Source organism: Kitasatospora sp. NPDC057015 (assembly GCF_042673745.1).
Lineage (GTDB): Bacteria > Actinomycetota > Actinomycetes > Streptomycetales > Streptomycetaceae > Kitasatospora.
This window is the reverse complement of sequence record NZ_JBHUSG010000022.1, coordinates 25,986-49,447: the sequence shown is the minus strand read 5'-3', so window position 1 is coordinate 49,447 and position 23,462 is coordinate 25,986. Positions and strand designations below refer to the sequence as shown.

21 protein-coding genes and 1 tRNA gene are annotated in these 23,462 nt (G+C 75.5%); 16 read left to right on the top strand and 6 right to left on the bottom strand.

Going from position 1 to position 23,462, the window contains the following annotated elements; genetic code table 11:
- The first annotated feature begins 170 nt into the window (after window positions 1–170).
- The 5 genes from ACFTWP_RS21420 (at window position 171) to ACFTWP_RS21400 (ending at window position 7,320) form a co-directional block, all read left to right on the top strand.
- Window positions 171–374, top strand: a complete 204-nt coding sequence (locus ACFTWP_RS21420) for an aroma-sacti cluster domain-containing protein (protein WP_380266221.1) — start codon at window positions 171–173, stop codon at window positions 372–374.
- A gap of 90 nt (window positions 375–464) precedes the next feature.
- Window positions 465–3,725: an adenylate/guanylate cyclase domain-containing protein gene (locus tag ACFTWP_RS21415; protein WP_380266219.1), complete on the top strand. Its 3,261-nt coding sequence runs from the start codon at window positions 465–467 to the stop codon at window positions 3,723–3,725.
- On the top strand, window positions 3,722–4,570 hold the full coding sequence (locus ACFTWP_RS21410) for a S8 family serine peptidase (RefSeq protein WP_380266218.1): 849 nt from the start codon (window positions 3,722–3,724) through the stop codon (window positions 4,568–4,570). Before ACFTWP_RS21415 ends, ACFTWP_RS21410 begins: the two co-directional genes overlap by 4 nt.
- The gene (locus ACFTWP_RS21405) at window positions 4,567–5,214 is read left to right on the top strand and encodes a GAF domain-containing protein (protein ID WP_380266217.1); all 648 of its coding nucleotides are present in this window, start codon (window positions 4,567–4,569) and stop codon (window positions 5,212–5,214) included. Before ACFTWP_RS21410 ends, ACFTWP_RS21405 begins: the two co-directional genes overlap by 4 nt.
- 237 nt (window positions 5,215–5,451) lie before the next feature.
- The gene (locus ACFTWP_RS21400) at window positions 5,452–7,320 is read left to right on the top strand and encodes a BTAD domain-containing putative transcriptional regulator (RefSeq protein WP_380266216.1); all 1,869 of its coding nucleotides are present in this window, start codon (window positions 5,452–5,454) and stop codon (window positions 7,318–7,320) included.
- A 78-nt stretch (window positions 7,321–7,398) separates the two neighbouring features.
- On the opposite strand, the gene ACFTWP_RS21395 is transcribed toward ACFTWP_RS21400, so the two are convergent.
- Entirely contained in the window at window positions 7,399–7,848 is a 450-nt protein-coding gene (locus tag ACFTWP_RS21395; protein ID WP_380266215.1) for an SRPBCC family protein, read from the bottom strand.
- A gap of 139 nt (window positions 7,849–7,987) precedes the next feature.
- On the opposite strand from ACFTWP_RS21395, the gene ACFTWP_RS21390 reads away from it, so the two are divergent.
- The 3 genes from ACFTWP_RS21390 to ACFTWP_RS21380 all read left to right on the top strand — a co-directional run bounded on the left by ACFTWP_RS21390 (window position 7,988) and on the right by ACFTWP_RS21380 (window position 9,816).
- The gene (locus tag ACFTWP_RS21390) at window positions 7,988–8,254 is read left to right on the top strand and encodes a hypothetical protein (protein ID WP_380266214.1); all 267 of its coding nucleotides are present in this window, start codon (window positions 7,988–7,990) and stop codon (window positions 8,252–8,254) included.
- Between the two features lie 155 nt (window positions 8,255–8,409).
- Window positions 8,410–8,736: a hypothetical protein gene (locus ACFTWP_RS21385; protein WP_380266213.1), complete on the top strand. Its 327-nt coding sequence runs from the start codon at window positions 8,410–8,412 to the stop codon at window positions 8,734–8,736.
- Window positions 8,737–8,967: 231 nt separating this feature from the next.
- A complete protein-coding gene (locus ACFTWP_RS21380) occupies window positions 8,968–9,816 on the top strand; it encodes an SDR family NAD(P)-dependent oxidoreductase (protein WP_380266212.1) in 849 nt (282 codons plus the stop codon).
- Window positions 9,817–9,839: 23 nt separating this feature from the next.
- On the opposite strand, the gene ACFTWP_RS21375 is transcribed toward ACFTWP_RS21380, so the two are convergent.
- The gene (locus tag ACFTWP_RS21375; RefSeq protein ID WP_380266211.1) at window positions 9,840–10,199 is read right to left on the bottom strand and encodes a winged helix-turn-helix transcriptional regulator; all 360 of its coding nucleotides are present in this window, start codon (window positions 10,197–10,199) and stop codon (window positions 9,840–9,842) included.
- Between the two features lie 175 nt (window positions 10,200–10,374).
- Here ACFTWP_RS21375 and ACFTWP_RS21370 point away from each other — a divergent pair, with 175 nt between their 5' ends.
- The 3 genes from ACFTWP_RS21370 (at window position 10,375) to ACFTWP_RS21360 (ending at window position 13,771) form a co-directional block, all read left to right on the top strand.
- Window positions 10,375–11,328 (top strand): NADP-dependent oxidoreductase, encoded by a 954-nt coding sequence (locus tag ACFTWP_RS21370; protein WP_380266289.1) that lies wholly within the window; start codon window positions 10,375–10,377, stop codon window positions 11,326–11,328.
- A 353-nt stretch (window positions 11,329–11,681) separates the two neighbouring features.
- Complete coding sequence (locus tag ACFTWP_RS21365; protein ID WP_380266210.1) at window positions 11,682–13,289, top strand: hypothetical protein; 1,608 nt, start codon at window positions 11,682–11,684, stop codon at window positions 13,287–13,289.
- 182 nt (window positions 13,290–13,471) lie between these two features.
- Complete coding sequence (locus ACFTWP_RS21360; RefSeq protein WP_380266209.1) at window positions 13,472–13,771, top strand: hypothetical protein; 300 nt, start codon at window positions 13,472–13,474, stop codon at window positions 13,769–13,771.
- Between the two features lie 133 nt (window positions 13,772–13,904).
- Here ACFTWP_RS21360 and ACFTWP_RS21355 read toward each other — a convergent pair.
- Window positions 13,905–13,989, bottom strand: a tRNA-Leu gene (locus ACFTWP_RS21355).
- Window positions 13,990–14,244: 255 nt separating this feature from the next.
- On the opposite strand from ACFTWP_RS21355, the gene ACFTWP_RS21350 reads away from it, so the two are divergent.
- The 3 genes from ACFTWP_RS21350 to ACFTWP_RS21340 all read left to right on the top strand — a co-directional run bounded on the left by ACFTWP_RS21350 (window position 14,245) and on the right by ACFTWP_RS21340 (window position 17,289).
- Window positions 14,245–15,582, top strand: a complete 1,338-nt coding sequence (locus ACFTWP_RS21350; protein ID WP_380266208.1) for a M20/M25/M40 family metallo-hydrolase — start codon at window positions 14,245–14,247, stop codon at window positions 15,580–15,582.
- 288 nt (window positions 15,583–15,870) lie between these two features.
- Window positions 15,871–16,113: a chaplin gene (locus ACFTWP_RS21345; protein ID WP_380266207.1), complete on the top strand. Its 243-nt coding sequence runs from the start codon at window positions 15,871–15,873 to the stop codon at window positions 16,111–16,113.
- Window positions 16,114–16,389: 276 nt separating this feature from the next.
- Window positions 16,390–17,289: a chaplin gene (locus ACFTWP_RS21340; RefSeq protein ID WP_380266206.1), complete on the top strand. Its 900-nt coding sequence runs from the start codon at window positions 16,390–16,392 to the stop codon at window positions 17,287–17,289.
- Window positions 17,290–17,468: 179 nt separating this feature from the next.
- Here the strand turns inward: ACFTWP_RS21340 and ACFTWP_RS21335 are convergent, their stop codons facing one another.
- Entirely contained in the window at window positions 17,469–17,678 is a 210-nt protein-coding gene (locus ACFTWP_RS21335; RefSeq protein ID WP_073921614.1) for a DUF5703 family protein, read from the bottom strand.
- 341 nt (window positions 17,679–18,019) lie between these two features.
- On the opposite strand from ACFTWP_RS21335, the gene ACFTWP_RS21330 reads away from it, so the two are divergent.
- Complete coding sequence (locus ACFTWP_RS21330) at window positions 18,020–18,625, top strand: hypothetical protein (RefSeq protein WP_380266205.1); 606 nt, start codon at window positions 18,020–18,022, stop codon at window positions 18,623–18,625.
- 159 nt (window positions 18,626–18,784) lie between these two features.
- Here the strand turns inward: ACFTWP_RS21330 and ACFTWP_RS21325 are convergent, their stop codons facing one another.
- Both ACFTWP_RS21325 and ACFTWP_RS21320 read right to left on the bottom strand, forming a co-directional pair.
- Window positions 18,785–21,025 carry an ATP-binding domain-containing protein gene (locus ACFTWP_RS21325; RefSeq protein ID WP_380266203.1) on the bottom strand — a complete coding sequence of 747 codons (2,241 nt, stop codon included), beginning with the start codon at window positions 21,023–21,025 and terminating at the stop codon, window positions 18,785–18,787.
- Between the two features lie 111 nt (window positions 21,026–21,136).
- Complete coding sequence (locus tag ACFTWP_RS21320) at window positions 21,137–22,117, bottom strand: aldo/keto reductase (RefSeq protein ID WP_380266202.1); 981 nt, start codon at window positions 22,115–22,117, stop codon at window positions 21,137–21,139.
- Window positions 22,118–22,386: 269 nt separating this feature from the next.
- Here ACFTWP_RS21320 and ACFTWP_RS21315 point away from each other — a divergent pair, with 269 nt between their 5' ends.
- Window positions 22,387–23,436 (top strand): LLM class F420-dependent oxidoreductase, encoded by a 1,050-nt coding sequence (locus ACFTWP_RS21315; protein ID WP_380266201.1) that lies wholly within the window; start codon window positions 22,387–22,389, stop codon window positions 23,434–23,436.
- Window positions 23,437–23,462 lie beyond the last annotated feature (26 nt).

The following is a 23,462-nucleotide window of genomic DNA, read 5'->3' as shown; positions in this document are numbered from 1 at the left end:
GGTCCCGGCCTCCGAGCGTGACGACGAGGACGAGTAGTCATGGCCGGCGAGCCGGCGGAGCCGGACTCCGTGGTGCGTGCGGCGGCGGTCGGGGCGGGGGGGGCCGGCGGGGGGGCGCGGCCCGCGCCGCCACGGCACCACTGGAGCGAGGAAGGGAACGGGCCGCCGTCATGGAAGAGCAAGCCCCCGATGCCCCGCTCGACGTGCTGGCCGCGTCGGGCTTCCCGATCGACGAGCTGACGGACGGTCAGCGTGCGGTGCTGGCGGCACTGTCGGCCGACGAGGTCGCGGTACTCGCCGGTGTCGGACGCCGGTTGGCCGAGGCCGGCCCGGAGGTGCAGGCGCACCTGATGGTGGGCGGCCTGTTCTTCTGAGGCCGCCCACCATGTGGCGGTCCGGCCGAGGGCCGGCCGTACCGGTTCGTCGCGTGCGGCCGTGGGGCCGCGACCCTGAGGAGGGCGACCATGGAGTGCCCGTCGTGCACCGGGCAGAACGCGCCGGGCGCCCGCTTCTGCATGTCCTGCGGCCGTCCGCTGGAGGCGGTGGCGGAGTCCGTCCGCGCCCGGCGAACCGTCACCGTGGTCTTCGCCGACCTGGCCGGCTCCACCGCCCTGGCCGAGCGGCTGGATCCGGAGGCGCTGCGCGAGGTGATGCTGCGCTACTACACCCTGATGCGGGACTGCCTGGAGCAACACGGCGGCACGGTGGAGAAGTTCATCGGTGACGCGGTGATGGCGGTCTTCGGCGTGCCCCGGGTGCGCGAGGACGACGTCCTGCGGGGGGTGCGGGCCGCCTGGGACATGCAGCAGGCCATGGAGGTGCTCAACGCCGGCCTGGATCCGGCGCTGCGGGTACGACTGCGGCTGCGGATCGGCGTGAACACCGGAGAGGTGCTCTACTCCAGGGAGTTCGGCGACGGCCACGCGATGGTCTCCGGTGACACGGTCAACGTCGCGGCCCGGCTGGAACAGCACGCCCCGGACGGCGGGATCCTGCTCGGCGCGGTGAGCCACCGGGTGGCGGCACCCGAGATCACCGCCGAGCCGGTCGAGCCGATCTCGGTGAAGGGCAAGTCGCTGCCGCTGTCCGTCTGGCGCCTGACCGGCGTCCACCCGGACCCCGGCGGAGCCGCACGCCCGGGCAGCCCCCGGCTGATCGGCCGGCGCGAGGAACTGCAGCAGCTGGAGCTGGCCGCCGAGCGGTCCGTGGTGCAGCGCGGCTGCCACCTCTTCACCCTGCTCGGCGACCCGGGGGTGGGAAAGACCCGGCTCGCCGCGGAGTTCCTCACCGGGCTGCGCGAGCACGGCGGCGCCGTGGCGGTCAGCCGCTGCCAGCCGTACGGGGGTGCGGGCACCCTCCAGACGCTGGCGGAGCTGCTGCGGCAGGTGATCGGCGGACCGGTCGGATCGGTCGCCGACGCCGTGCCCGCCGCCGATCCGGCCACCGCACCCGCGGCCGAGCGTGCGGCCCTGCGCGCCCTGCTGGACGGCCAGGAGGGCGCCCCGGCCGCCGCGGCCCTGCTGGACGCCGTGCTGGACGGGACGGGCGCCGCCACCGAGGACACCTTCTGGGCCGCCGGCCTGCTCCTCCAGGCGGTCGGCGAGGGACGGCCCGTGGCCCTGGTCTTCGACGACCTGCAGTGGGCGCAGCCGACCCTGCTCGACCTGATCGACCACCTCGCCGACTGGACGGCCGGGGCGCCGCTGCTGCTGCTCTGCCTCGCCCGGCTCGACCTGCTGGACGTCCGCCCCGGCTGGGGCGGGGCCAAGCTCTCGGCGACCTCCCTGGTGCTGGGCCCGCTGTCGCCGGCGGACTGCGAGGAACTGGTCGGGTCCTGCGTCGAGGTGACGGCGCACGGGGCGACCGACACCGTCCGCCGGGTGGCGGCGGCGGCCGAGGGGAACCCGCTGTTCGCCGAGCAGTTGGTGGCCGTACTGACCGACGGCGGCGCCGCCGACGAGCTGCCGCCCACCGTCCAGGCCCTGCTGGAGGCCCGGCTCGACCGGCTGCCCCGGGCGGAGCGCGAGGTGCTGGAGCACGCCTCGGTGATCGGACGCGAGTTCACCGTCGCCGGCCTGCGCGACATCGGCCTGCCCGGCGCCGGCGCGGGTACGGGCGCCGGCACGGGTGAGATCCGGGAGCACCGGGCGCACCCGCCGCAGGAGCAGCGGGACCAGCTGGCCCCCGTCCTGCAGTCGCTGCTGCGCCGCCGCCTGGTCGAGCCCGCCGGCCGGCGCCCCGGCGGCGCCGGGTACCGCTTCGTCCACCTGCTGGTCCGCGAGGTCTGCTACGCCGGCCTGCCCAAGCGCCGCCGGGCGGCCCTGCACGAGGCCTACGCCGGCCGGCTGGCCGCCGAGCAGCCGCTGCGCCACGAGCTCGTCGGTCGTCACCTGGCGGAGGCCCACCGCCACCACCGCGACCTCGGAGCCGACCAGCCGGGGCTGGCCCGGCTCGGCGCGGGCGCGGCCCGCCACCTGCGGGCCGCCGGCGAGCAGGCGCTGGCCCGCGGGGAGTGCTCCTGGGCGGCCGAACTGCTCGCCCAGGCCGCGGACCTCGCCGGGCCCGCCGGCGCGGACCGGAACGCGGCCCGGCTCCGGCTGGCCGAGGCGCTGATCGCCACCGGCGCGGCGGAGCAGGCCCGGGAGCTGCTGCTCGGGCTGCTCGCCGACGCCCCCGCCGGGCCCCCGGCAGCCGGCTCGGGCCCGCCGGTGCCCGAGACCGCCCAGGCCGCCCACGTCCGGCTGCACCTCGCCTACCTGGCGGTGCCCATCGGCGGGCTGGAACCCCTGGTGGCCGCCGCCCACGAGCTGCTGCCGGTCTTCACGGCGGCGGCCGACGACCTCGGCGAGGCCAGGGCCCGGCTCTACGTGGCGCACGGCCGGCAGGCGCACGGCCGCTACGTCGAGGCCGCCGGGCACTTCGAGGCCGCGCTGGCCAGCGGCGGCCGGGCCGGAGCGGTCCTGGAGCAGGCCACCGCGCTCGGCGGGCTCGCCGTCACCCTCTGGCTGGGCCCCGAGCCGGTGCCCGCCGCCGTCGCCCGCTGCCGGGAGTTGCTGGCCGCGCACGCGGCCGGCCGCCGGGCCGTCCGGGCCGCGCTGTGCTGCCCGCTGGCGGTCCTGCTCGCCATGGGCGGCGACTTCACGCAGGCCCGGGCCCTGGTCACCGAGGCCGAACGGATCGCCGAGGACCTGGGGGTGGCCGTCGCCCAGGCGGCGATCCAGACCTTCGGCGGGCTGGTCGAGTCACTGGCCGGAGCCCCCGGCGCCGCGGAGGCGCAGCTGCGCCGGGCCTGCGCGCTGGCCCTGCGCTCGGGCGACCCGGACACCCACGGCACCGCCACCGACGCCCTGGCCGCGCTGCTGCTCGACCAGGGCCGGGACACCGAGGCCGAGTCCCTGCTGGAGGCCGTCCGGGGCGGCGCCGGCGGTGACTCGCCGCTCCAGCGCGCCGAGCACGAGGCCGTCCTGGCCCGGCTGGCGGCGGCCAAGGGCCGTCCGGCGCGGGCCGTGCGCCTGGCCGCGGGCGCCGTGCGCCTCGCCGAGCGCACCGACTCCCCGGTGGGCCGCGCCCAGGCCCTGCTGAGCCAGGCCACCGTCCTGCTCGCGGTGGGTGACACCGCGCAGGCGAGGGCGGTGGCCGGCCGGGCCGAACGGGCCTTCGCCGGCAAGGGTCACCTGCTCGGGGCCGACCGCGCCGCGCGGCTGCGGGACGGTGGTCCGCGATGACGACCCCGCACTGGAAGAGCTCCGGCGGCGAACCGCTCATCTGGCGGCTCACCGACCTCGCCGACGTCCCGCTGACGCTGGAGACCCGCTGGCCCGGCCCGGCCCTGCCGCCGGATCCGGCCGCCGGCGTCACCGGCACCGGTGCCGGGGTCCGGGTCTGCGTCCTGGACAGCGGCGTGGCCGCGGACCACCCCGAGGTCGGCCGGCTGGACGGCGCGTTCAGCGTCCGCACCGGCCCGGACGGGCAGCAGGTGGTGGAACCGGACGAGATCGGCGACACCTGCGGCCACGGCACCGCCTGCGCCGGCATCATCCGCTCTCTCGCGCCGGACTGCGAGCTGGTGAGCCTGCGGGTGCTCGGCTCCGGCCTCTCCGGCACCGGGGAGGCGCTGTTGGCCGGGTTGCGCTGGGCGGTCGAGCAGCGCTTCGACGTGATCAACATGAGCCTCTCCACGACCAAGCGGGACTTCGTCCTGCGGCTGCACCAACTGGCCGACTCCGCCTACTTCGCGGGCTCGCTGCTGGTCGCGTCCGCGCACAACCTGCGGGTGGAGAGCTTCCCGTGGCGGTTCTCCTCGGTGATCTCGGTGGGCAGCCACGACCTCCCCGACCCGCTGCACCTGCTCTACAACCCGGTGCCCCCGGTCGAGTTCTTCGCCCGGGGCGTCGAAGTCCCGGTCGCCTGGCTGGACGGCGGCACCCGCCGCTGTACCGGCAACAGCTTCGCGACCCCGCACGTGGCCGGCCTCTGCGCCCGGATCCTGGGCAACCACCCGGGTCTGACGCCGTTTCAGGTCAAGAGCCTGCTCCACCTCACCGCGGCGAACGTCAGGAGAGCCCCATGAACCGTCAGGACGTGCTCGCCACCGCCCTCGCCGTCACCGACTCCGATACCGGGCACCGGGAGCTGCTGCAGAGCGTGGTGGAGGCCGCCCGCGGCGTCTTCGGCGCCCGGGCCGCCTCGATCATCGGCCTCGACCCCGACACCGAGGAGCTCGTCTTCGAGGCCGTCTCGGGGGAGGGCGAGGACTTCCTGGTCGGCAACCGGTTCCCGGCCGCCCGCGGCATCGCCGGCTGGGTCCTGGTGTCGGGCGAGCCGGTCATCGTCGACGACCTCTCGCAGAGCCCGGTCTTCGACCGCGACATCGCCGAGTCCACCCGGTACGTGCCGGACGCCCTGATGGCGGCGCCGCTGCTGCACGGGGAGCAGGTCCTCGGGGTGCTGGAGGTGCTGGACCGCGACGTCCGGCGACAGTCGGCGCTGCGCGACCTGGACTGGCTCGGCCTGTTCGCGGCCCAGGCCGCGGCCGCCCTCTCGACGGTCCGGCGCGCCCGCAGCGCCCGCCAGGTGCTGCACGGCGAGGGCGCGGCCGAACTGACCGAGGTGGTCGCCCTCGTCCAGGCCTTCACCGCCCTGCCCGCCGAGCGCCGGGACGCCGGGCGCAGGCTGCTCCAGGCCCTCACCGAGGCGCTGGCGGCCCACCCCTGAACCGGCGGCTCCGGCGACCCCGCCCGGGGCCGTCGGAGCCCGTTCGGGCCGCCCGGGGAGCTCCGCGCGGGGCGGGTGGGGCGGGCGGCGGCTGCCGTTCCCGCCGAGGTCGGGCCGCCGGGGGCCACGCTGTGCGTCCCGTTGACGACGGTCAGTCAGGCCGCAATGATGACAGGCCGGTTGACGCGCCCAGGGGTGGAGCGCGCACGGCCGTTCCATGCCCGGGGAGGGATCGACATGGAGTTCAGTGTGCTGGGCCCGCTAGAGGTGCACGCCGGAAACACGCTCGTGGACCTGGGATCGGGCAAGCTTCGCTTCCTGCTCGCGGCCCTGCTCTGCCGGGCCAACACGACGGTCTCCACGCTGCGGCTGACCGAGGCCCTGTGGTGGGGCAATCCGCCGCGCACGGCGGCGAAGAACCTGCAGGTGAACGTGCACTACCTGCGCAAGGCCCTGCTCAGTCCGGGGGACGGGCCCCGGGTGCTCAGCCGCCCCGGCGGCTACCTGCTCGCCACCGCCCCCGAGGAGGTCGACCTGGCCCGCTTCGAGGCCCTCGCCGCGGAGGGGGCGGCCGCGGCCCGCCGGGGCGAACCCGAGCAGGCCGACCGGCTGTTCCGCCGCGCGCTGGCGCTCTGGCGCGGGCGGCCGTTCGACGGCATGGAGCGCTCCCCGCTGGTCCAGCAGGAGAGCGTCCGGCTGGCCGAACGCCGCCTGGCGGTGGCCGAGATGGCGATCGACGTCCGGCTCGGCCTCGGCCAGCACGTCGAGGCGCTCGCCGACCTCGACGCCCTGGTGCAGGCCCACCCGTACCGGGAGCGGCTGCGGGCCCAGCAGATGATCGCGCTCTACCGCACCGGCCGCCAGGTCGAGGCGCTGATGGTCTTCGACGCCGTCCGCCGGCTGCTGGCCGAGGAGCTCGGGCTCCAGCCGGGCGCCGTCCTCCAGCGGATCCAGCAGGCCGTCATCGAGGGCCGTGGCGAGGTCGCCCTGCCGGGGCTCGGGGGCCGCCCGCAGCCGGCCCAGATCCGCGGCAGCACCTGCCAGTTACCCCCCGGCCTGGCCGACTTCGTCGGGCGGCGGGAGGCCGCCGCGCGGCTGCGCGAGATCCTGCACCCGGAGGAGGACGGCCCGGCCCAGAGACCCGCCGACTGGACTCTCGCGGTCGTCTCCGGCCCGGGGGGCGCGGGCAAGTCGACCCTGCTCAACAGCGTGGCCAGGGCGGTCGAGGACCACTACTCCGGCGGCCTGCTCTACCTCGACCTGCGCAGACCCGACGGCTCCCCGCGTGACGCCGCCGACGCGCTGGGCGGCCTGCTGCGCGCCACCGGACTCCCGCGCGAGGAGGTGCCCGAGGCCCTGGCCGACCGGATCCGGCTCTACCGCGAACGGCTGCACGGCCGGCGGATCCTGGTACTGCTCGACAACGCCCTCGACGAGGCCCAGATCCGTCCGCTGCTGCCCACCACCGGCTCCTGCGCCACCCTGGTCACCAGCTGCTCGCGGCTCTCGGGGCTCACCGGCGCGCAGCTCGTCGAGATCGGCGGATTCAGCCCCGAGGAGGGCATCGAGCTGCTCGGGCGGATCGCCGGCCGCGGCCGGGTGGCCGCCGACCCGGACTCCGCCGACCGGATCCTGCGGGCCTGCGGGTTCCTGCCGCTGGCCGTCCGGATCGCCGGCGCCCGGCTGGCGGCCCGCCCGCACTGGAGCCTCGCCCGGCTCGCCGACCTGCTGGACGGCCCGCGCTGCCTGGACGAACTCTCGGTCGGCGATCTGGACCTGCGGACCTGCCTGGCCCGCAGCCACTACGGCGCCCGGCCGGACGACCTGCGGCTCACCGCCCTGCTCGGCACCCTGCCCGCCGTCGGCTTCACCCTGAACCAGGCCGCCGACCTGCTCGACCTCGGGCCGCGCCAGGCGGACGACCTGCTCGACCGGCTCTGTGACCGTCGGCTGGTCGTCCGCGACCAGCCGGGGTACGGCGCCGCCGCGCGGTACCGGGTGCCGCCGGTGGTGGGCCGGTTCGCGGTGGAGCAGGGCCCGGACGCGGGCACCCCCGGGCCCCGGGTGTCCCTGGCCGGCCTGGTCCACGACCTGTCCGGCCGCTGACCGCGCGCCCGGGTGTACGGGTGTCCGTGCGTCCCGGCCCGCCACCGGGGACCGGGCGCCGGTGGCGGGCCCGGCGGATCAGATCCGGCCCCGCCAGGCGCCGGTCTCCGCCCCGCGCGACTCGATGAAGTCCTTGAAGTGCCGCAGGTCGTCGATGGTCTGACGGTGGACGAAGCCGAGCCGGTCGCCCACCGTCTCGACCAGGCCGTGCGGATCGTGCGCGAGCTGCAGCATGACCTTCGTCCTCGCCTCGTCCAACCGGTGGAAGGTCACCACGCCGGCCTGGTGCAGGTCACCGGCGACGGTCGTCCAGGCGACCCGCTCGTCCGGGATCTGCTCGGTGATCCGGGCGTCGAACTCCCGGGTGGTGCCGCCGACCCTGACCACCCAGTGGGTCAGGTCCGGCGATCGCTGCTCGATCCGCTCGACGCCCGCCATGAACAGCGGGAAGTCCTCGAACTGCGTCCACTGGTTGTAGGCCACCGAGACGGGGACGGCGACCTCGATCGATTCCTCGACCTGTGTCATCGGGCTCACTCCGATCGGGAGGGGAAGGGGCTGCGCCGCGCCTTCCCGCTCGGCCCCGAATCAATCCGCCGACCGGGCGAGCGACACCGGCGAGATGGTCGAGATGTTTGCAACTCCCTTTCGGTGCAAGGCGTAGGGCATGAGAGGACTATTCGTCGCCATCAGAGTGCTCGCCAACGCCGCCGTCGCCGTCCTGGTCGTCTGGATCGTGCTGCGCCTGCTCGGCGCCAACACCGGAAACCCCGTGGTGCACTGGATCCAGCAGGCCGCCGACTGGCTCGCCGCCTGGTCGCGCGGCATCTTCCAGGTCGCCAGTACCACGCTTCAGATCGTGCTCGACTACGGGCTGGCCGCGCTCCTCTACGGAGTGGTCGGCAACCTCGGCGCCCGCCGCGAGTGGACCTGACGGCCCAACCCGGGGCCGCCGCCGGTGCGTACCCCGGCGTTTCGGCGCGATGATCGAGGGGAGACGCGGGCCAGCCGCACCCGTACGCAACAGCATCCCGTACGCCATCGCGGCCCGCCGCCGAGAGCGGGCCGCCCCGACGTTAGGCCGCAGTCATGACCCACTTCGTCATCTCGTTGCCCGGCACCTTCAAGCAGGAGCTCACCGAGGCCGCCAAGGCGCAGCTGCTCGGCGCGTTGCGGGGCAGCGACCCCCAGGAGGTCGGCTCGGACCCGCAGGACCTCGACATGCTGACCCTGAACGACGGCGGGCCGACCTTCACCCTGCGCCTGGAGGTGACGGCGGAGGACAGCCGGGGCGCCGAACGCGAGGCGCTCGCGCTCGCCTCCCGCGCCCTGGCCGCGGCGGGCTTCCACGGGGACGCCGCCCTGCTGGGGCAGCCCGCGATCACGTCCATCGACATCGCGGCCGACTCGGACTGACCGTCGGCGCGGACCCGGCGCCCCCGGGGCCGTGCGGGTCGGCGCCGACTCGGATTCGGTGCCCCCGGGGCCGTGCGGGTCGACCGGGCGCGAGGCCGGCCGCGGCTTGCCTTCGAGTGCACTCCAACCGGAATGATGCGCAGTGGCCCGAGCCGTACGACCCCGGGCCGGATTCCCCCCGCGCCGCTGCCCCCTCGCGTCGCGCGCCACTCCTCGAAGGCGGAAACCCTCATGACCACCAGCACCGTTCTGATCACCGGCACCTCCTCGGGCATCGGCCTGGAGTCGGCCGTCGCCGCGGCCCGGGCCGGCTGGCGGGCCGTCGCCACGATGCGCGACACCGGCAAGGCGGACGCCCTGCGGGCCGCCGTCCGGGCCGCCGGCGTGGCGGACCTGGTCGAGATCCGGCGACTGGACGTGACCGACCCCGACTCCGTGGCCCGGTGCGTGGCCGCCGTCGTGGCCGAGCACGGCTCGCTGGAGGCCGTGATCAACAACGCCGGCGCGGGCCACGTCGGCACGCTGGAGGCGGACGGGGTGGAGACGGCCCGCCGGGTGATGGAGGTCAACTTCTTCGGGGTGCTCAACGTGACCGCCGCGACCCTCCCGCACCTGCGGGCGGCCGGCGGCCGGCTGATCGCCGTCACGAGCGTCGGCGGCGTGATCGGGCAGCCGTTCAACGAGGCCTACTGCGCGGCGAAGTTCGCGGTCGAGGGCTACCTGGAGTCGCTGACGCCGGTGGCCGCCACCGTCGGGGTGAGCGTCACCCTGGTGGAGCCGGCCGCCGTGGCGAGCGAGTTCGTCGCCAACGTCGGGGTGCCCGACGACCGCACCGAGCTGCTGGAGCGGATGGGCCCGTACACCCCGGCGCTGGAGTCCTACCTCGCGCGTACCGCCGGAGCCTTCGCCAACGCGCAGTCCGCCGCCGACGCGGCCGCGGCGGTCGTCGCGGTGCTCGACGCCGAGCGGCCCGCGCCGCGGGTCCAGACCTCCGACGCGGCCCGTGCCTTCGTCGCGGCCAAGCTGGCCGACCCGGACGGCACCCGGGTGGCTGCGGTGACGGGCGCCTGGGTCGCCTGACCGCTGCCGGGCGGGGCGGCCGCTCAGGCCGGGAACCGGTCGAGGTTCCGCTCCGCCCAGGCGCGCATGCCGGCGAGCGGCTCGGCGGCGCTCAGGCCGAGCTCGGTGAGGGCGTACTCGACGTGCAGCGGCACCGCCGGGTAGACCGTGCGGGTCAGCAGGGCGGAGTCCTCCAGGCGTCGCAGCGTCTGGGTGAGCACCTTCGGGCTGATCCCCTCCAGCCGTCGCTGGAGTTCGCCGAAGCGCAGCGGCCCGTCCTCCAGGGCGCCGATGGCCAGGGCGCTCCACTTGTTGGCCAGCAGGTCGAGGATGCCGCGACAGGGGCACAGCGCGGCGTAGACGTCGTGCTCGTCGTGGTCCCCGCTGGCGCAGTCGATCGGCATGGACGCTCCTTCATCGCTCTGACGTGCATTGCTTCCCAAAGGATAGTAGTACCCCTTGTGGGTTACCACTACCCCGGGGATAGCGTCGGCACCGGATCGACGAGGCCGGTGAACGAATCCGGCCCACCAGTACCGAGGAGCAATCGTGGACGCATCCGCCGCCGACACCCCGACCATGCGGGCCGTCACCCAGGACGCCTTCGGCGGCCCCGACGTGCTGCGGGTCACCGACCTGCCGCGCCCGGTGCCGCTGCCGACCGAGGTCCTGGTCCGGGTGGTGTCCGCCGGGGTCAACCCGGTCGACCTGAAGACCCGAGCGGGCGCCGGCATGGCCGGGGTGCTCGGCGAGCCGCCGTTCGTCCTCGGCTGGGACGTCTCCGGCGTGGTCGAGGCGGTCGGCTTCGGCGTGCACACCCTCGCCGTCGGCGACGAGGTCTACGGCATGCCCTGGTTCCCGCGCGCGGCGGGCGCGTACGCCGAGTACGTGACCGCCCCCGCCCGCCAGTTCGCCCGCAAGCCCGCCGGTGTCGGCCACGACCGGGCCGCCGCCCTCCCGCTCGCCGCCCTCACCGCCTGGCAGGTCCTGGTCGACGCGGCGGCGGTGCGGCCGGGGCAGCGCGTCCTCGTGCACGCCGCCGCCGGCGGGGTCGGGCACCTCGCCGTCCAGATCGCCAAGCACCTGGGCGCCCACGTGACCGCCACGGCGAGCGCGGCCAAGCACGCCTGGCTGCGCGAGCTGGGCGCCGACGAGGTGGTCGACTACACCGGTACCCGGTTCGAGAAGGAGATCTCCGACATCGACGTCGTGGTCGACCTCGTCGGCGACGAGCACGACGCCACCAGCACCCGCTCGCTCTCGGTGCTGCGCCCCGGCGGCCTGCTCGTCGCCGTCCCCTCCGGCGTCTCGCCGACCCTGGCGGAGCAGGCGCGGGCCCGTGGTCTGCGCGCCGTGCCCTTCCTGGTGGAGCCGGACGGCGCGGCCCTCACCACCCTGGCCGCCCTGGTCGACCGGGGCCGGCTCGTGGTGGAGCTGGCCGCGGTGCACCCGCTGGCCGAGGCCGCCCGGGCGCACCGCGAACTGGCCGAGGGGCGTACCCGCGGCAAGATCGTCCTGCGGGTGGCGGACTGACACCGGGGCCGGCGGATCGCGGCTGACCAGCGCGCGGCACCGGGCCCCTGCCCCGGCGCTCAGCCGGACCGGCCACGCCCTCCCCGCACGCTGCCGCACGCCTCCCCGCACCTCGGCCGGCCCGCCGCCCCGAACGCCCGGCTCCCCGGTGCGGCGGGGGCGCCCGCCGCACCGGGGCCGACGGCGGGCGCCGGTGCCGTCGCCGCGGCGGATCATGCGCGCAGCGGCCGTGGACCAGCCTTTCGAGTGGTCCTGCCGGGCATCTCGCCCTACCCGCGGCTACGACTCGCATGCTGTGACGGCCGCGGTGCCCGCAGGGGCGCCACGGCCGTCTGCGAGGGGGAGGGCGTGGGATGGCTGGGACGAGATCCAGGAGCGGAGCGGGCCGCCGGCGTCGGTGGGCCACCGTCGTCGCGGTCGGTTGCGCCCTGCTCGCCGCGCCGGGCGGCGTGGCGCACGCCGCCGACCCGGCGGGCTGCTCGCGCACCGTCCGTACGGACGGCGACACCGTCGTCTGCGAGCAGGGCATCCCGCGGGGGGCCACCCTGTACGGGACGGACAAGGGGAGGGACACCATCACCGTGCGCGGCGGCGTGGCAGGCGCCCTGCTGCTGGGCGGCAGCGACACCGTGCTGGTGATCACCGGCACACCCGGAACCCGCGGCACGGACGGGCCCGGTGGCCGAGCCGCCGGCGGCCTCCTCGACTTCGACGGCGCCGGTGACGGCGCGGACGGCAGCCCCGGCGGCGCCGGCGGCGCGGGCGTGACGGCCACCGGCCTCGTCCGGCTGGGGGCGGGCGTCAACACCGTCACCGTCACCGGCGGGAGCGGCGGCGCCGGGGGAGCGGGCGGAGGCGGCGGCCACGCCGGCAGCCTGTGGAACACCCGCGGTGGCGACGGCGGCGCGGGAGGCGACGGGGGTGACGGCGCCCCGGGGAACGCCGGCGAGCTGGTGCACGGCGCCGGGCAGGACACCGTCACCCTCACCGGGGGCGGCGGCGGCCGGGGCGGGGACGCCGGCGCCGGCGGCGGCGCGCACCACGCGGGCGGACGCCCCGGCCACGACGGCGGGGGAGGCGACGGCGGCGACGCGGCCCCCGGCAACAGCAGGACCGTCCACCAGACGGGGGACGCGAACACCAGACTCCCCGGCAGCGTCACGCTCAAGGTCACCGGCGGCCCGCCCGGAGCAGGTGGAGCAGGTGAGCCAGGTAAAGCAGGCGGGGCGGGGGCCCGGGCCCCCCACGCCCTCGGCGGCCCGGGCGCCGGCGGATCGCCGGCCGGCGGCAACGCCGGGCCGATCACCGTCGGGCGGGGCTCGGTGAGCGCGCGCGGGCTCTCCGGCGGCGCCGGGAACACCAGCACCATCACGATGATCGGCACGGGCGAGCACACCGTGCGGATCGTCGGGGCGAGCGGGAACACCGGCAACGTCATCGGTTCCGACAGCGGTACCACCGCCATCGAGGCGACCGGCGAGTCCGGCGCCGCGAACACCGGCCGGATCAAGGGCGCCTCGGGAACCGGGACGGCCACCGTGACGCTCACCGGCGGCGCCGCCCGCACCGCCGCGGGCGAGGTCGGCGCGACCGGCAACACCGGAACCGTGGCCGGCGGCCCCGGCCCGGACTCCGTCACGATCAGGGGCGGCGACGGCTCCACGGGCGGCGCCGCCAACGCCGGCACGGTCCGGGGCGACGCCGGCCGGGACACCGTCCGACTGATCGGCGGCGCCGGCACCTCGGCCGGCGGGGCCGCCAACGCCGCCACCGGCGCGGTGGACGGCGGCGAGGGCACCGACAACCTCGGCGCCTCCGGCGGCGTCACGGGCGCTGGCGGCCCGCCGGGCGCCGCCAACCTCGGCCGGATCGACGGCGGCGGTGGTCCGGACGACACCTGCACCCTGACGGGCGGCGGCGGGGGCGGGGTGGTCGACTGCGCGGTGACCCGCACGCCCTGACGCACCGCTGGTCCGCACCCGGGAGGACCGGGCAGGGGGACCGGGCCCGTCTGGCAGCAGGGTCACCCGTACGGCAGCATGGGGAGAGGGGATCACCCTGCGGTTCGGGCGTCGGGACGCCCGCCGCCGGCCAGGCGCCGGGTCGTGCCGCGGCCGGTCCGCCCGAGGACCGGGAGCTTCCCATGACGACACGCCACCAGGTCTACTCCCTGGACGACATCGCCTTCTTCAACGCGGTCAAGGCCGCCTTCGACCAGTACCCCGACGCGAGGGGCCGCTACGCCGTGGCCAGCCTCGCACTGGAGCACGAGATGGGGATCGACTTCGCCAGAAAGACCGCCCACTCCCGGGCGGAGGACGGCCGGATCATCACCGAGTTCGTGGACCGCGACGGTCCGGTGCTCCACTCCACCAGTCACCGGACCTGCCGCAAGTGGGACTGGAACGGTGACTGCCTCGACTGGTGGGAGCCGCCGGTCTGAGCCGGCCGGGCCGGCCGCCCGTCCACAGGCGGCGCCCGTCCGAACCGGCCTGGCGCCGCACAACGCGAGGTGCGGACCGAGATGATCTCGATCCGCACCTGATGCTGCTCCGCCTCCCGAAGAAGACGCTCTGTGTCCGAGGGGGGACTTGAACCCCCACGCCCGATAAAGGGCACTAGCACCTCAAGCTAGCGCGTCTGCCATTCCGCCACCCGGACCGGGTGTCACTGCTCGTTCGTCCTCGTGGCTCAGTGCCGCGCTGACATGGATAACTGTAGCAAAGATCGGCTTGCGGTCCCAAAAACGGCCGGTCCGGAGGTTTGGACCGGCTCCGAGCCTTGAGATACGGGGGTTCTCCTTGGGGTGGGGCGATGGCTGGGAGAGGATGGGCGGACCGTGCTCGCACGGCCCCGGGCGTGGCTCCGGGGTGGCGCGGACCGCGCCGGGCGGGCAAGAGACGACGAGGAGTGACCGTGAGCGACTCGAAGGCGGAGCAGGTGGCCGGCCCGAAGGTGACCGGCGAGTCGGAGGTCGCGGAGATCTGTCGCGACCTGATCCGGATCGACACCAGCAACTACGGCGACGGCTCCGGCCCCGGGGAGCGCAAGGCCGCCGAGTACGTGGCGGAACAGCTGGCGGAGTTCGGGCTGGAGCCGCAGATCTTCGAGTCCGCCAAGGGGCGGGCCTCGACGGTCGTCCGGATCGAGGGCGAGGACCGCTCCCGGCCCGGCCTGCTGATCCACGGCCACACCGACGTGGTGCCGGCCAACGCGGCGGACTGGACGTACGACCCGTTCGCCGGTGAGATCGCCGACGGCTGCGTCTGGGGGCGCGGCGCGGTCGACATGAAGGACATGGACGCCATGACCCTCGCGGTCGTCCGCGACCGCCTGCGGACCGGCCGCAAGCCCCCGCGCGACCTGGTGCTGGCCTTCGTCGCCGACGAGGAGGCGGGCGGCACCTACGGCGCGCGCTACCTGGTGGACAAGCACCCGGGCCTGTTCGAGGGCGTCACCGAGGCCATCGGTGAGGTGGGCGGCTTCTCCTTCACCGTCAACGACCAGGTGCGGCTGTACCTGGTGGAGACGGCCGAGAAGGGCATGCACTGGATGCGCCTCACGGTCGAGGGGCGGGCCGGGCACGGCTCGATGGAGAACGACGACAACGCCATCACCGAGCTCTGCGAGGCGGTGGCGCGGCTGGGGCGGCACAAGTTCCCGCTGCGGATCACCAAGACGGTGCGGGCGTTCCTCGACGAGCTCTCCGACGCGCTGGGCGTCGAGCTCGACCCGGAGAACATGGACGAGACGCTGCGGGTGCTCGGCGGCATCGCCAAGATGATCGGCACCACGCTGCGCAACACCGCGCAGCCGACCATGCTGGGCGCCGGGTACAAGGTCAACGTGATCCCCGGCCAGGCGACGGCCCACGTGGACGGCCGCTTCCTGCCCGGTTACGAGGAAGAGTTCCTGGCCGATCTGGACCGGGTGCTCGGCCCGCGGGTGAAGCGCGAGAGCCTGCACTCCGACAAGGCGATCGAGACCGGCTTCGACGGGGCGCTGGTGGAGGCCATGCAGTTGGCGCTGAAGGCCGAGGACCCGATCGCGCGGGCGGTGCCGTACTGCCTCTCCGGCGGCACCGACGCGAAGTCGTTCCAGGACCTCGGGATCCGCTGCTTCGGCTTCGCGCCGCTGCAGCTGCCGCCGGACCTGGACTTCGCCGGCATGTTCCACGGCGTGGACGAGCGGGTCCCGGTCGACGGGCTGAAGTTCGGCGTCCGGGTGCTGGACCGGTTCATCGACGCCTGCTGACCCGATCCGGTCGGTCGGCCGCGGGTGGGTCGGCCGCCGGTCGCCGGGTGAGCCGCGGCCCGCTCCCGCAGTCCGGGGGCGGGCCGTGCGCATTGTCCGAGCTAATGATTTGCGCCGGACCCGCGGAGATCAAGAGAAACGGTTATTCAGGGAGAACCGCAGTCGCTCGTCCGTGCGAGATCTCACCGTTGCGGGTGAATGGCGACCCCTGTCCGTACCTCGTCCGCCGGACCCTCGTTCATCCCTGTGCAACCCGCTGAAAGGGTTGTGACATCAACAGGAGGAACGATGAACGTCAAGAAGCTCGCCGCTGTCGCCGCCGCCACTGGTGGCCTGGTCCTCGCCGGTGCGGGCATGGCCGCCGCGCACGGCGGCGCCAGCGCGCAGGGTGTCGCCGCCGGCTCCCCGGGCGTGCTGTCGGGCAACCTGATCCAGGTGCCGGTCCACGTGCCCGTCAACGTGTGCGGCAACACCGTCAGCGTCATCGGCCTGCTCAACCCGGCGTTCGGCAACAGCTGCGCCAACCTCTGAGCGCGCGGCGCCGGGGCGCGGGCGGTCGAGGCCGTCCCCGCCCCGGCGTTCGGACGATCAACGTGCCCCCGGGCTGCGGACGAGCCGCGCCCGGGGGCACGTCCTGCGTCCGATCCAGGTCACCGTCCAGAGCGCCATCGCCCGATCGGGTGAAGCGTCGCCGTTCGGCTCAACCTTTGGCACGGCCCCTCGTTGTCCCCTGTGCAGCCGAAGGTGCAGTCGGCAATTCGGTAATTCCGACTTCCAACACGTCTTTTCAACACGTCAGGGGAAAGTATGAGGAATGTAGCCAAGAAGGGGCTCCTCACGGCCGTGGCCACCGGCAGCGTGCTGGCCTCGACCGCCGGCTACGCCTACGCGAGCGCCGAGGCCCACGGGGGCGCGGTCAACTCGCCGGGGGTGGGATCCGGGAACTCCGTCCAGGTCCCGGTCGACGTCCCGGTCAACGCCTGCGGCAACACCGTGGACGTGATCGGCCTGCTCAACCCGGCGTACGGAAACCGGTGCGCCAACGCCGACGCCGGCTCCCGCGGAAACGCCGCCCCGGGCAAGCACGCCGCGGGTGACTCCGAGGCGGGCCGCTCGACGACCGGTGGCGGAGCCCCCGCCCACTCGGCCCCGTCCCAGACCGTCCCCGCCCAGTCCGCGCCGGCCCACTCGGAGCCGGCCCGGCAGGCCGACCAGCGCCCCGGCGGGGACCGGTGGGACGCCTCGGGCATCTCCGGTTCCGGCGCCTCGGCCTCGGGCACCACGGCCGGCTCGCCCGGTGTGCTCTCGGGCAACAGCGCGGCCGTCCCGGTGCACATCCCGGTGAACGCCTGCGGCAACTCGGTGGACGTGATCGGCGCCGGTAACCCGGCCTTCGGCAACTCCTGCGCCAACGTCTCCGTCCCGACGCCGCCGCCCACCACGGAGGAGGAGTGCCCGCCGGAGGAGACGGGCCCGACCCCGCCGCCGGAGACCCCGGGCACCCCGCGGGCCGGTGGCCCGGCCGAGGCCCCCGCCGTCACGCAGGCCGTCGCGCAGACCCCCGCGGTCGTCCCGGCCCAGTCCACCGGGCCGCAGCAGCTGGCCTCCACCGGTGCGGGCGGCGTCGAGATGCTCGGTGCAGCCGGTCTCGCGGCCCTGCTCGGCGGCGGCGTGCTCTACCGCCGGGCCCGGGCCGGAGCCCGCTGACCCTGCCGCCGTGCCGCGCGCCCGGAGCCGTCCTCGACGGCTCCGGGCGCGCGCACGTGCATCGGCTTGGGGCGGTCAGGAGTCCGGCGCCGGGAGGTCGGGCCGCGAGCCGAGGTGGTCGGCCCCACGGGGCGTGATCGACTCCGTGGGGCGCCGGCCGGGTCGGCGGCTCCGGTGGTTCACCAGCTCCGGACCTGCCGGATGATCTTTCGGCGCAGCAGCACGGTGCGACTCCCGTCGGGGAAGAGCCGCAGCCGGTCCAGCTCCCAGTGCCCGTACTCGGCGTGCTCGGTGAGCAACTGCCTGGCGGCGTTTCGGGTCGTGCCGCGCGGCATGCGCAGCGACTGGTACTCGTACTCCGGCTGCCGGACCAGCTTCGGTGGGGTCAAGACTCTCCTCCTGGGGACGCCTGCAGGCAAGCCTAAGGCCTGCCTCCGACAACCGGACCCGGCTTTTTCGGCCGCACTCGGCTCCGGTCACCTGCCGTCACGGTGGCAGCGGCCCCGCCGTCGGCTGACTGCTCCTCAGTTCCGCTGCTCCCGTTGAACGAATACCCCGATCCCGGCATCCGGAAGCGGCCGGCCCGGGGCGGTGGTCGCGGTTCCGCCGGCCCGGTCGGACGGTACAGAAGCATACGGATCGGACATCAGGGGGGAAGTTGCGGTGAAAACGCGGGTGTAGGTGACAACCGCTGTGCGTGGCGGCACCGGAGGGAGATAGCGTCTGCACCATGTCTGATGCCGCGCAGCCAACCATTGCCGAGGTACGCGCCGCCGCCGAGGCGGTCAAGGCCGCCATCGACCGTCATCTGGAAGCGGTGTCCAGCCCCACCGCAGCGGACGATCCCGCCGTGTTCGCCGCCTACGAGCAGCTCGCGTCGGCGGCCATCGTGTACGACCAGCTCCTCTACGAGGTCTACGACGAGGTGACGCCCTTCGAGGTTCCCGGGGACGAGGGCCCGGGCGCGTACCACGGTCCGGACCAGCCGGAGGCGATCAGCGTGCTGATCCGCCGCGACTACCAGATCGCCGACCCGGAGCGGCTGCGGGCCCAGGCCGAGCGGCTCGACGGTTCGCTCACGCCGGGAGGCGGCGGCGCCGGTGGCGTGAACGCGGCGATCGGCGTCCTGTTCGGCGAGTACGAGCCCGACGAGATCGCCGCCCGGAGCGAGGAGTTCGGCCTGGAGGAGGGCGACTCCACGCTCTGGGTCTCGGCGGCCGACCCGGCGGACCCGGGGGAGTGGCTCCCCGAGCCCTTCGAGGGCGCGGACCCGCAGCTGCTGATCTGCCGGTTCGACGTCAGCGAGGTCTACGACGACGAGGAGTCCGAGGAGTGACGGCACGGACGAGAACCACGGGCTGACCGGCCCGCCGACCCCCCGGGGGCTCGCGGGCCCGTCCGGACCGGAACCGGGCGGCGACGGAGCAGATCGCTCCGGCGCCGCCCGGTTCCGTTGCGTCCCGGGTCCGGGACGGGCGCCGCGTCCGGGGCCGACCTAGTAGGCCGGCTCGGCGTTCTCGGCCAGGACCGTGCGCAGCCGGGTCGTCCGCGGCTGGGCCGGGCGTTCGGCGACGGCCTGCGGCAGGGCGGGGCCCGCGGCGTGCACCACCGACAGGTGCCGTTCGGCCCGGCCGAAGGCGGTGTAGACCCACTGCCTGGTGAGCCCGGCGGCCGCGTCGGGCGGCAGGACCACGACCACCCCCGGCCAGCGCCGGCCGACCGCCTGGTGGACGGTCAGGGCCCAGCCGTGCCGCAGCTTGGCCGCCTCGGCGGGGGTGACCGTGGCGCGGGTGCCGTCGGCGAGCTCCAGGTGCAGGCCGGACGCGTCGCCGTCCAGGACTCGGCCGGGCCGCACGACACCCGGAGCGGGGGAGTGGACCACCCGGTCGCCCGGGTCGAACCCGCCGAACCTGCCCGGGCCCGGGTTGAGCCGCGCCTTGGCCGCCGTGTTGAGCGCGCGGGTCCCCGCGGCGCCGCCGTGGCCGGGCGTGAGCAGCACGACCTGCTCGGCGGGGATGCCCAGCGCACGCGGGATGGAGTCGGTGAGCAGCTGGACCGCGCGGTGGACGGCCTCCCCGCCGTCCTGGGCGGTGAGGATCACCACCTCCTTCTCCGGTGCGTCGACCGGCTGCAGTTCGCCGATGCCGACGGCCGAGACCAGCTCGCCGATCGGCCCGAAGTCGGGCGTCCGCGAGGCGACCGCGGGGCAGACCCGGGCGGCCAGCAGGTCGGCGAAGAACCGGCCCGGCCCGGCGGACCAGAGCTGGCCCGGGTCGCCGCTGAGCACCAGGCGGGTGCCGTCGGCCAGTGACTCCAGCAGGGTGGCGGCCAGCTCGGCGTCCAGCAGCGGGGCGTCCAGCACGACCAGCAGGTCGAGGGCGAGCGTGCCGTCGGCCGCCCGGCCGGGGCCGGCGGTGCCCGAGAGCAGGTCGCCGAGGGTGGCGACGTCGGCGGTGGCGCCCGCGGGGAGGAGGCCGGCGAAGGCGTCCCGGCCCTGGTCGGTCCAGGTGGCGGCCCAGGCACGGAGTCCGAGCCGGTGCGCGGCGTCGAGCAGGGCGGCCGGCTCCGCGCGGGAGGCGTCACCGCCGGTGTGGGTCACCAGCGCGCTGTCGGCGACGGCCCTGATCAGCGCGGTCGCCGAGGAGGACGGCGCCGCCGCGGCGGCGGCCTCCCAAGCGGCCGGCCCGGCGGACCGTGCTTCGGACGCGGACGCGGACGCGGACGCGGGGGCGGTCGGTGCGTCGGCCTCGGCGGCGTCGGGCGCTGCCGCGGCCCCGGCATCGCCCTCGCCCTCGGGCTCCTCGGCGCTCTCGGCCACGGCCTCGACTCCGGTCTCCTCCCCAGCCGCGGCCGGGGCATCGCCCTCGCCCGCGCCCTCGGACTCGGCCTCCCCGCTCTCCCCGTCCTCGCCGGGTACGAAGGTGGACATCACCCGGACCAGCCCGTCCGCGAGACTCTCCTCCGCGAGCGCCAGCCGTTCCAGGGCGAGCAGGGTGCGGGTCGGCGGCTCGTCGTCCTCCTCGGAACCGGCGGCGGTGCGCGCCTCGGGGCCGGTGATCTCGTCCTGGAAGGGCATCACCAGGCCGTCGACCACGACCTCCTGGAGGGCGGCGGCGGGCTCCGGCAGGCCGAGCCGTTCGAGGCCGGCGGCCACCTCGCCGATCTCCACCGCGGAGTGCCCGCGCAGGGCGGCCTGCTCCAGCAGCCACGGCACCAGTGCCCGCGCCCGGCGCTGGTCGCCGGGGCCCGCCTCGGCGCCGAGCAGGCCGCGGGCGAAGCCGTCCGCCTGCTCGGGGCGGACGCCGGGCAGGGCGAGCACGGCCCACGGGTCGGCGCGCAGCAGCTCGCCGGCTCCCTCGCCGAACTCGGCCACGGCCGCGCCGGCGAGGTCGGCGGGGGCGCCGCCCGCGGTCAGCACCTCGGCCGCGGCCCGCAGGGCCTGGGCGCGTTGCTCGTCGAGCCGGGCGGCCGGCGGTGCGGCGCGGTCGGGGGCCCCGGCGGCGGTGGCCGGGTCGCCGGTCGCGCCGGCCGGCGGGGTTTCGGAGCGGCCGGCGGGCTGCTGCCCGATCACCCGGATCGCCTCCGCGAGCGCGGCGACCGTGTCCGGGCGGCTGCCCGCCGCGGGCCCGCCCTCCGCCCGGTGGCCGGCCGCGGGCCCCTCGGCGGGCGTGCCGCCGCCCGTCCGGGTGCCGGGGGCGGCGCCGTCCGGAGCGCTGTTCTCTGTGTCGCTCACCATTCGCTCCAAAGGGGTACACCCACTGCTCGGCAGTGGGGCGGCCGCCCCCCCGGGGGGGCGGCCGCGGCCGGGCGTCGTCGGGCGGGGGCGGGTGCCGGGCCCGGACGGACCCTAGAGCTCGCTCCACTCGTGGTCGGGGTAGCGGTGGATCGGCGCCGAGATGTCGTCGAGCGCACCGCGGATCTCATCGGGAAGCGTAAGGGCCTCCACCGACAGCGCCGACTGCAGCTGGGTGACCGTCCGCGCCCCGACCAGCGCGCTCGCCACCCCGGGGCGGTCCCGGACCCAGGCGAGGGCCACCGCGAGCGGGCTGCTGGCGAGACCGTCGGCGGCGGTGGAGACCGCGTCCACGATCCGGCGGCAGCGGTCGTCGAGGTAGGGCTGGACGAAGCCGGAGAGGTACGGGGAGGCGGCGCGGGAGTCCTGCGGCACCGCGTGCCGGTACTTGCCGGTGAGGACGCCGCGTCCGAGCGGGGAGGAGGCCAGCACCCCGACGCCGGCGTCCAGCGCGGCCGGCAGCACTTCGCGCTCGATGCCGCGCTGGAGCAGCGAGTACTCCATCTGCGTCCCCGCGAGCGGGACCCTGGCGGGGTCGGTGCTCTGCCGGGCGGCGGCCTTGGCGAGCTGCCAGCCGCTGTAGTTGGAGACGCCGACGTAGCGCGCGCGTCCGGAGGTGACGGCGATGTCGAGGGCGTGCAGGGTCTCCTCGGTGGGGGTGTCCGGGTCGAAGGCGTGGACCTGCCAGAGGTCGACGTGGTCGGTGCCGAGCCGGCGCAGCGAACCGTCCAGCGCGGCCAGCAGGTAGCCGCGCGAGGTGTCGAAGCGGCGGTCGGAGTCGGGCACGCTGCCGGCCTTGGTGGCGATCACGAGCTCGGAGCGCGGGATCAGGCTGTCGGTCAGGCGGGACAGCAGGTACTCGGCGCCGCCGTCCGCGTACACGTCGGCGGTGTCCACCAGGTTGCCGCCGGCGTCGACGAACTCCTTGAGCTGCTCGGCGGCCTCCTGCTCGTCGGTGTCGCGGCCCCAGGTCATGGTGCCGAGGCCGAGCCTGGAGACCCGCAGCCCGGTGCGGCCGAGGTGTCGCTTTTCCATCGGTCAGGCCCTCCGCTGGCTGGTAAACGCGCTGGTGGGGCGAGCAGTCCCCGCCTCGGCTGAGCGTAGCGGCCACCGCCCGGGCAGGTGCGCAGACCCGCAGAACGGCAGGTCGGGCGACCGACACGCCGATGTGACGCGCGCCACAGCTACCCGCCGGTAGCACTGGGCCGCGCGGCGCGGCTAGTCTCGACGGCGCGCGCCCGTCGCCCACCATCACCGGGACGCCGTGCCGCGCGCGGCTCCTCAACGGAAGGCTTGGCATCCACATGCGACTCGGCATCAACCTCGGCTACTGGGGACTCGGCATGGACGCCGACAACATCGCGGTCGCCCAGGAGGCCGACCGCCTGGGCTACTCGGTCTGCTGGGCCGCCGAGGCGTACGGCTCCGACGCCGCGACCGTCCTCAGCTACGTCGCCGCGAAGACCGAGCGGATCGACGTGGGCTCGGCGATCTTCCAGATCCCCGCGCGCACCCCCGCCATGACGGCGATGACCGCCGCCACCCTGGACACCCTGTCGGGCGGCCGCTTCCGCCTCGGTCTCGGAGTCTCGGGCCCGCAGGTCTCCGAGGGCTGGTACGGCGTGAAGTTCGACAAGCCGCTGGCCCGGACCCGCGAGTACGTCGAGATCATCCGCAAGGCGATGTCGCGCGAGCGGCTCGTCCACGAGGGCGCGAACTGGACGCTGCCGCTGCCCGGCGGCCCCGGCAAGCCGCTGAAGCTGACCGTCCACCCCGTGCGGGAGCACATCCCGCTGTACATCGCCGCGATCGGTCCGAAGAACCTGGAGCAGACCGGCGAGATCGCCGACGGCTGGCTCGGCATCTTCTTCGCCCCCGAGCACGCCGCCCTGTCCCTGGAACCGCTGAAGGCCGGCCGCGCCAAGGTCGGGCAGACCCTGGAGGGCTTCGACCTCTGCCCGACGGTCACCATCTCCGTCGGCGAGGACATCAAGGCCGCCGCGGACTCCCAGCGCTCCTACGCCGCGCTCTACATCGGCGGCATGGGCAGCAAGGACAAGAACTTCTACAACCAGCTCACCCGGCGGATGGGCTACGAGCAGGCCGCCGACGAGATCCAGGAGAAGTACCTCGCGAAGGACTACGCCGGAGCTGCCGCCGCCGTCCCGCACGAGCTGATCGACGCCACCTCGCTGCTCGGCGACACCGCCCGGATCGCCGACCGCATGCAGGCCTACGCGGACGCCGGCGTCACCACGCTGACCCTGGCCCCGGCGGGCTTCACGCTGGAGGAGCGCGTCCAGGCGCTGCGGACGGGCGTGGCGGCACTGGAGCGGGCCGGCCTCGCCGAGTGACCGCCCGCGGCGGCCGGCGGGGACTC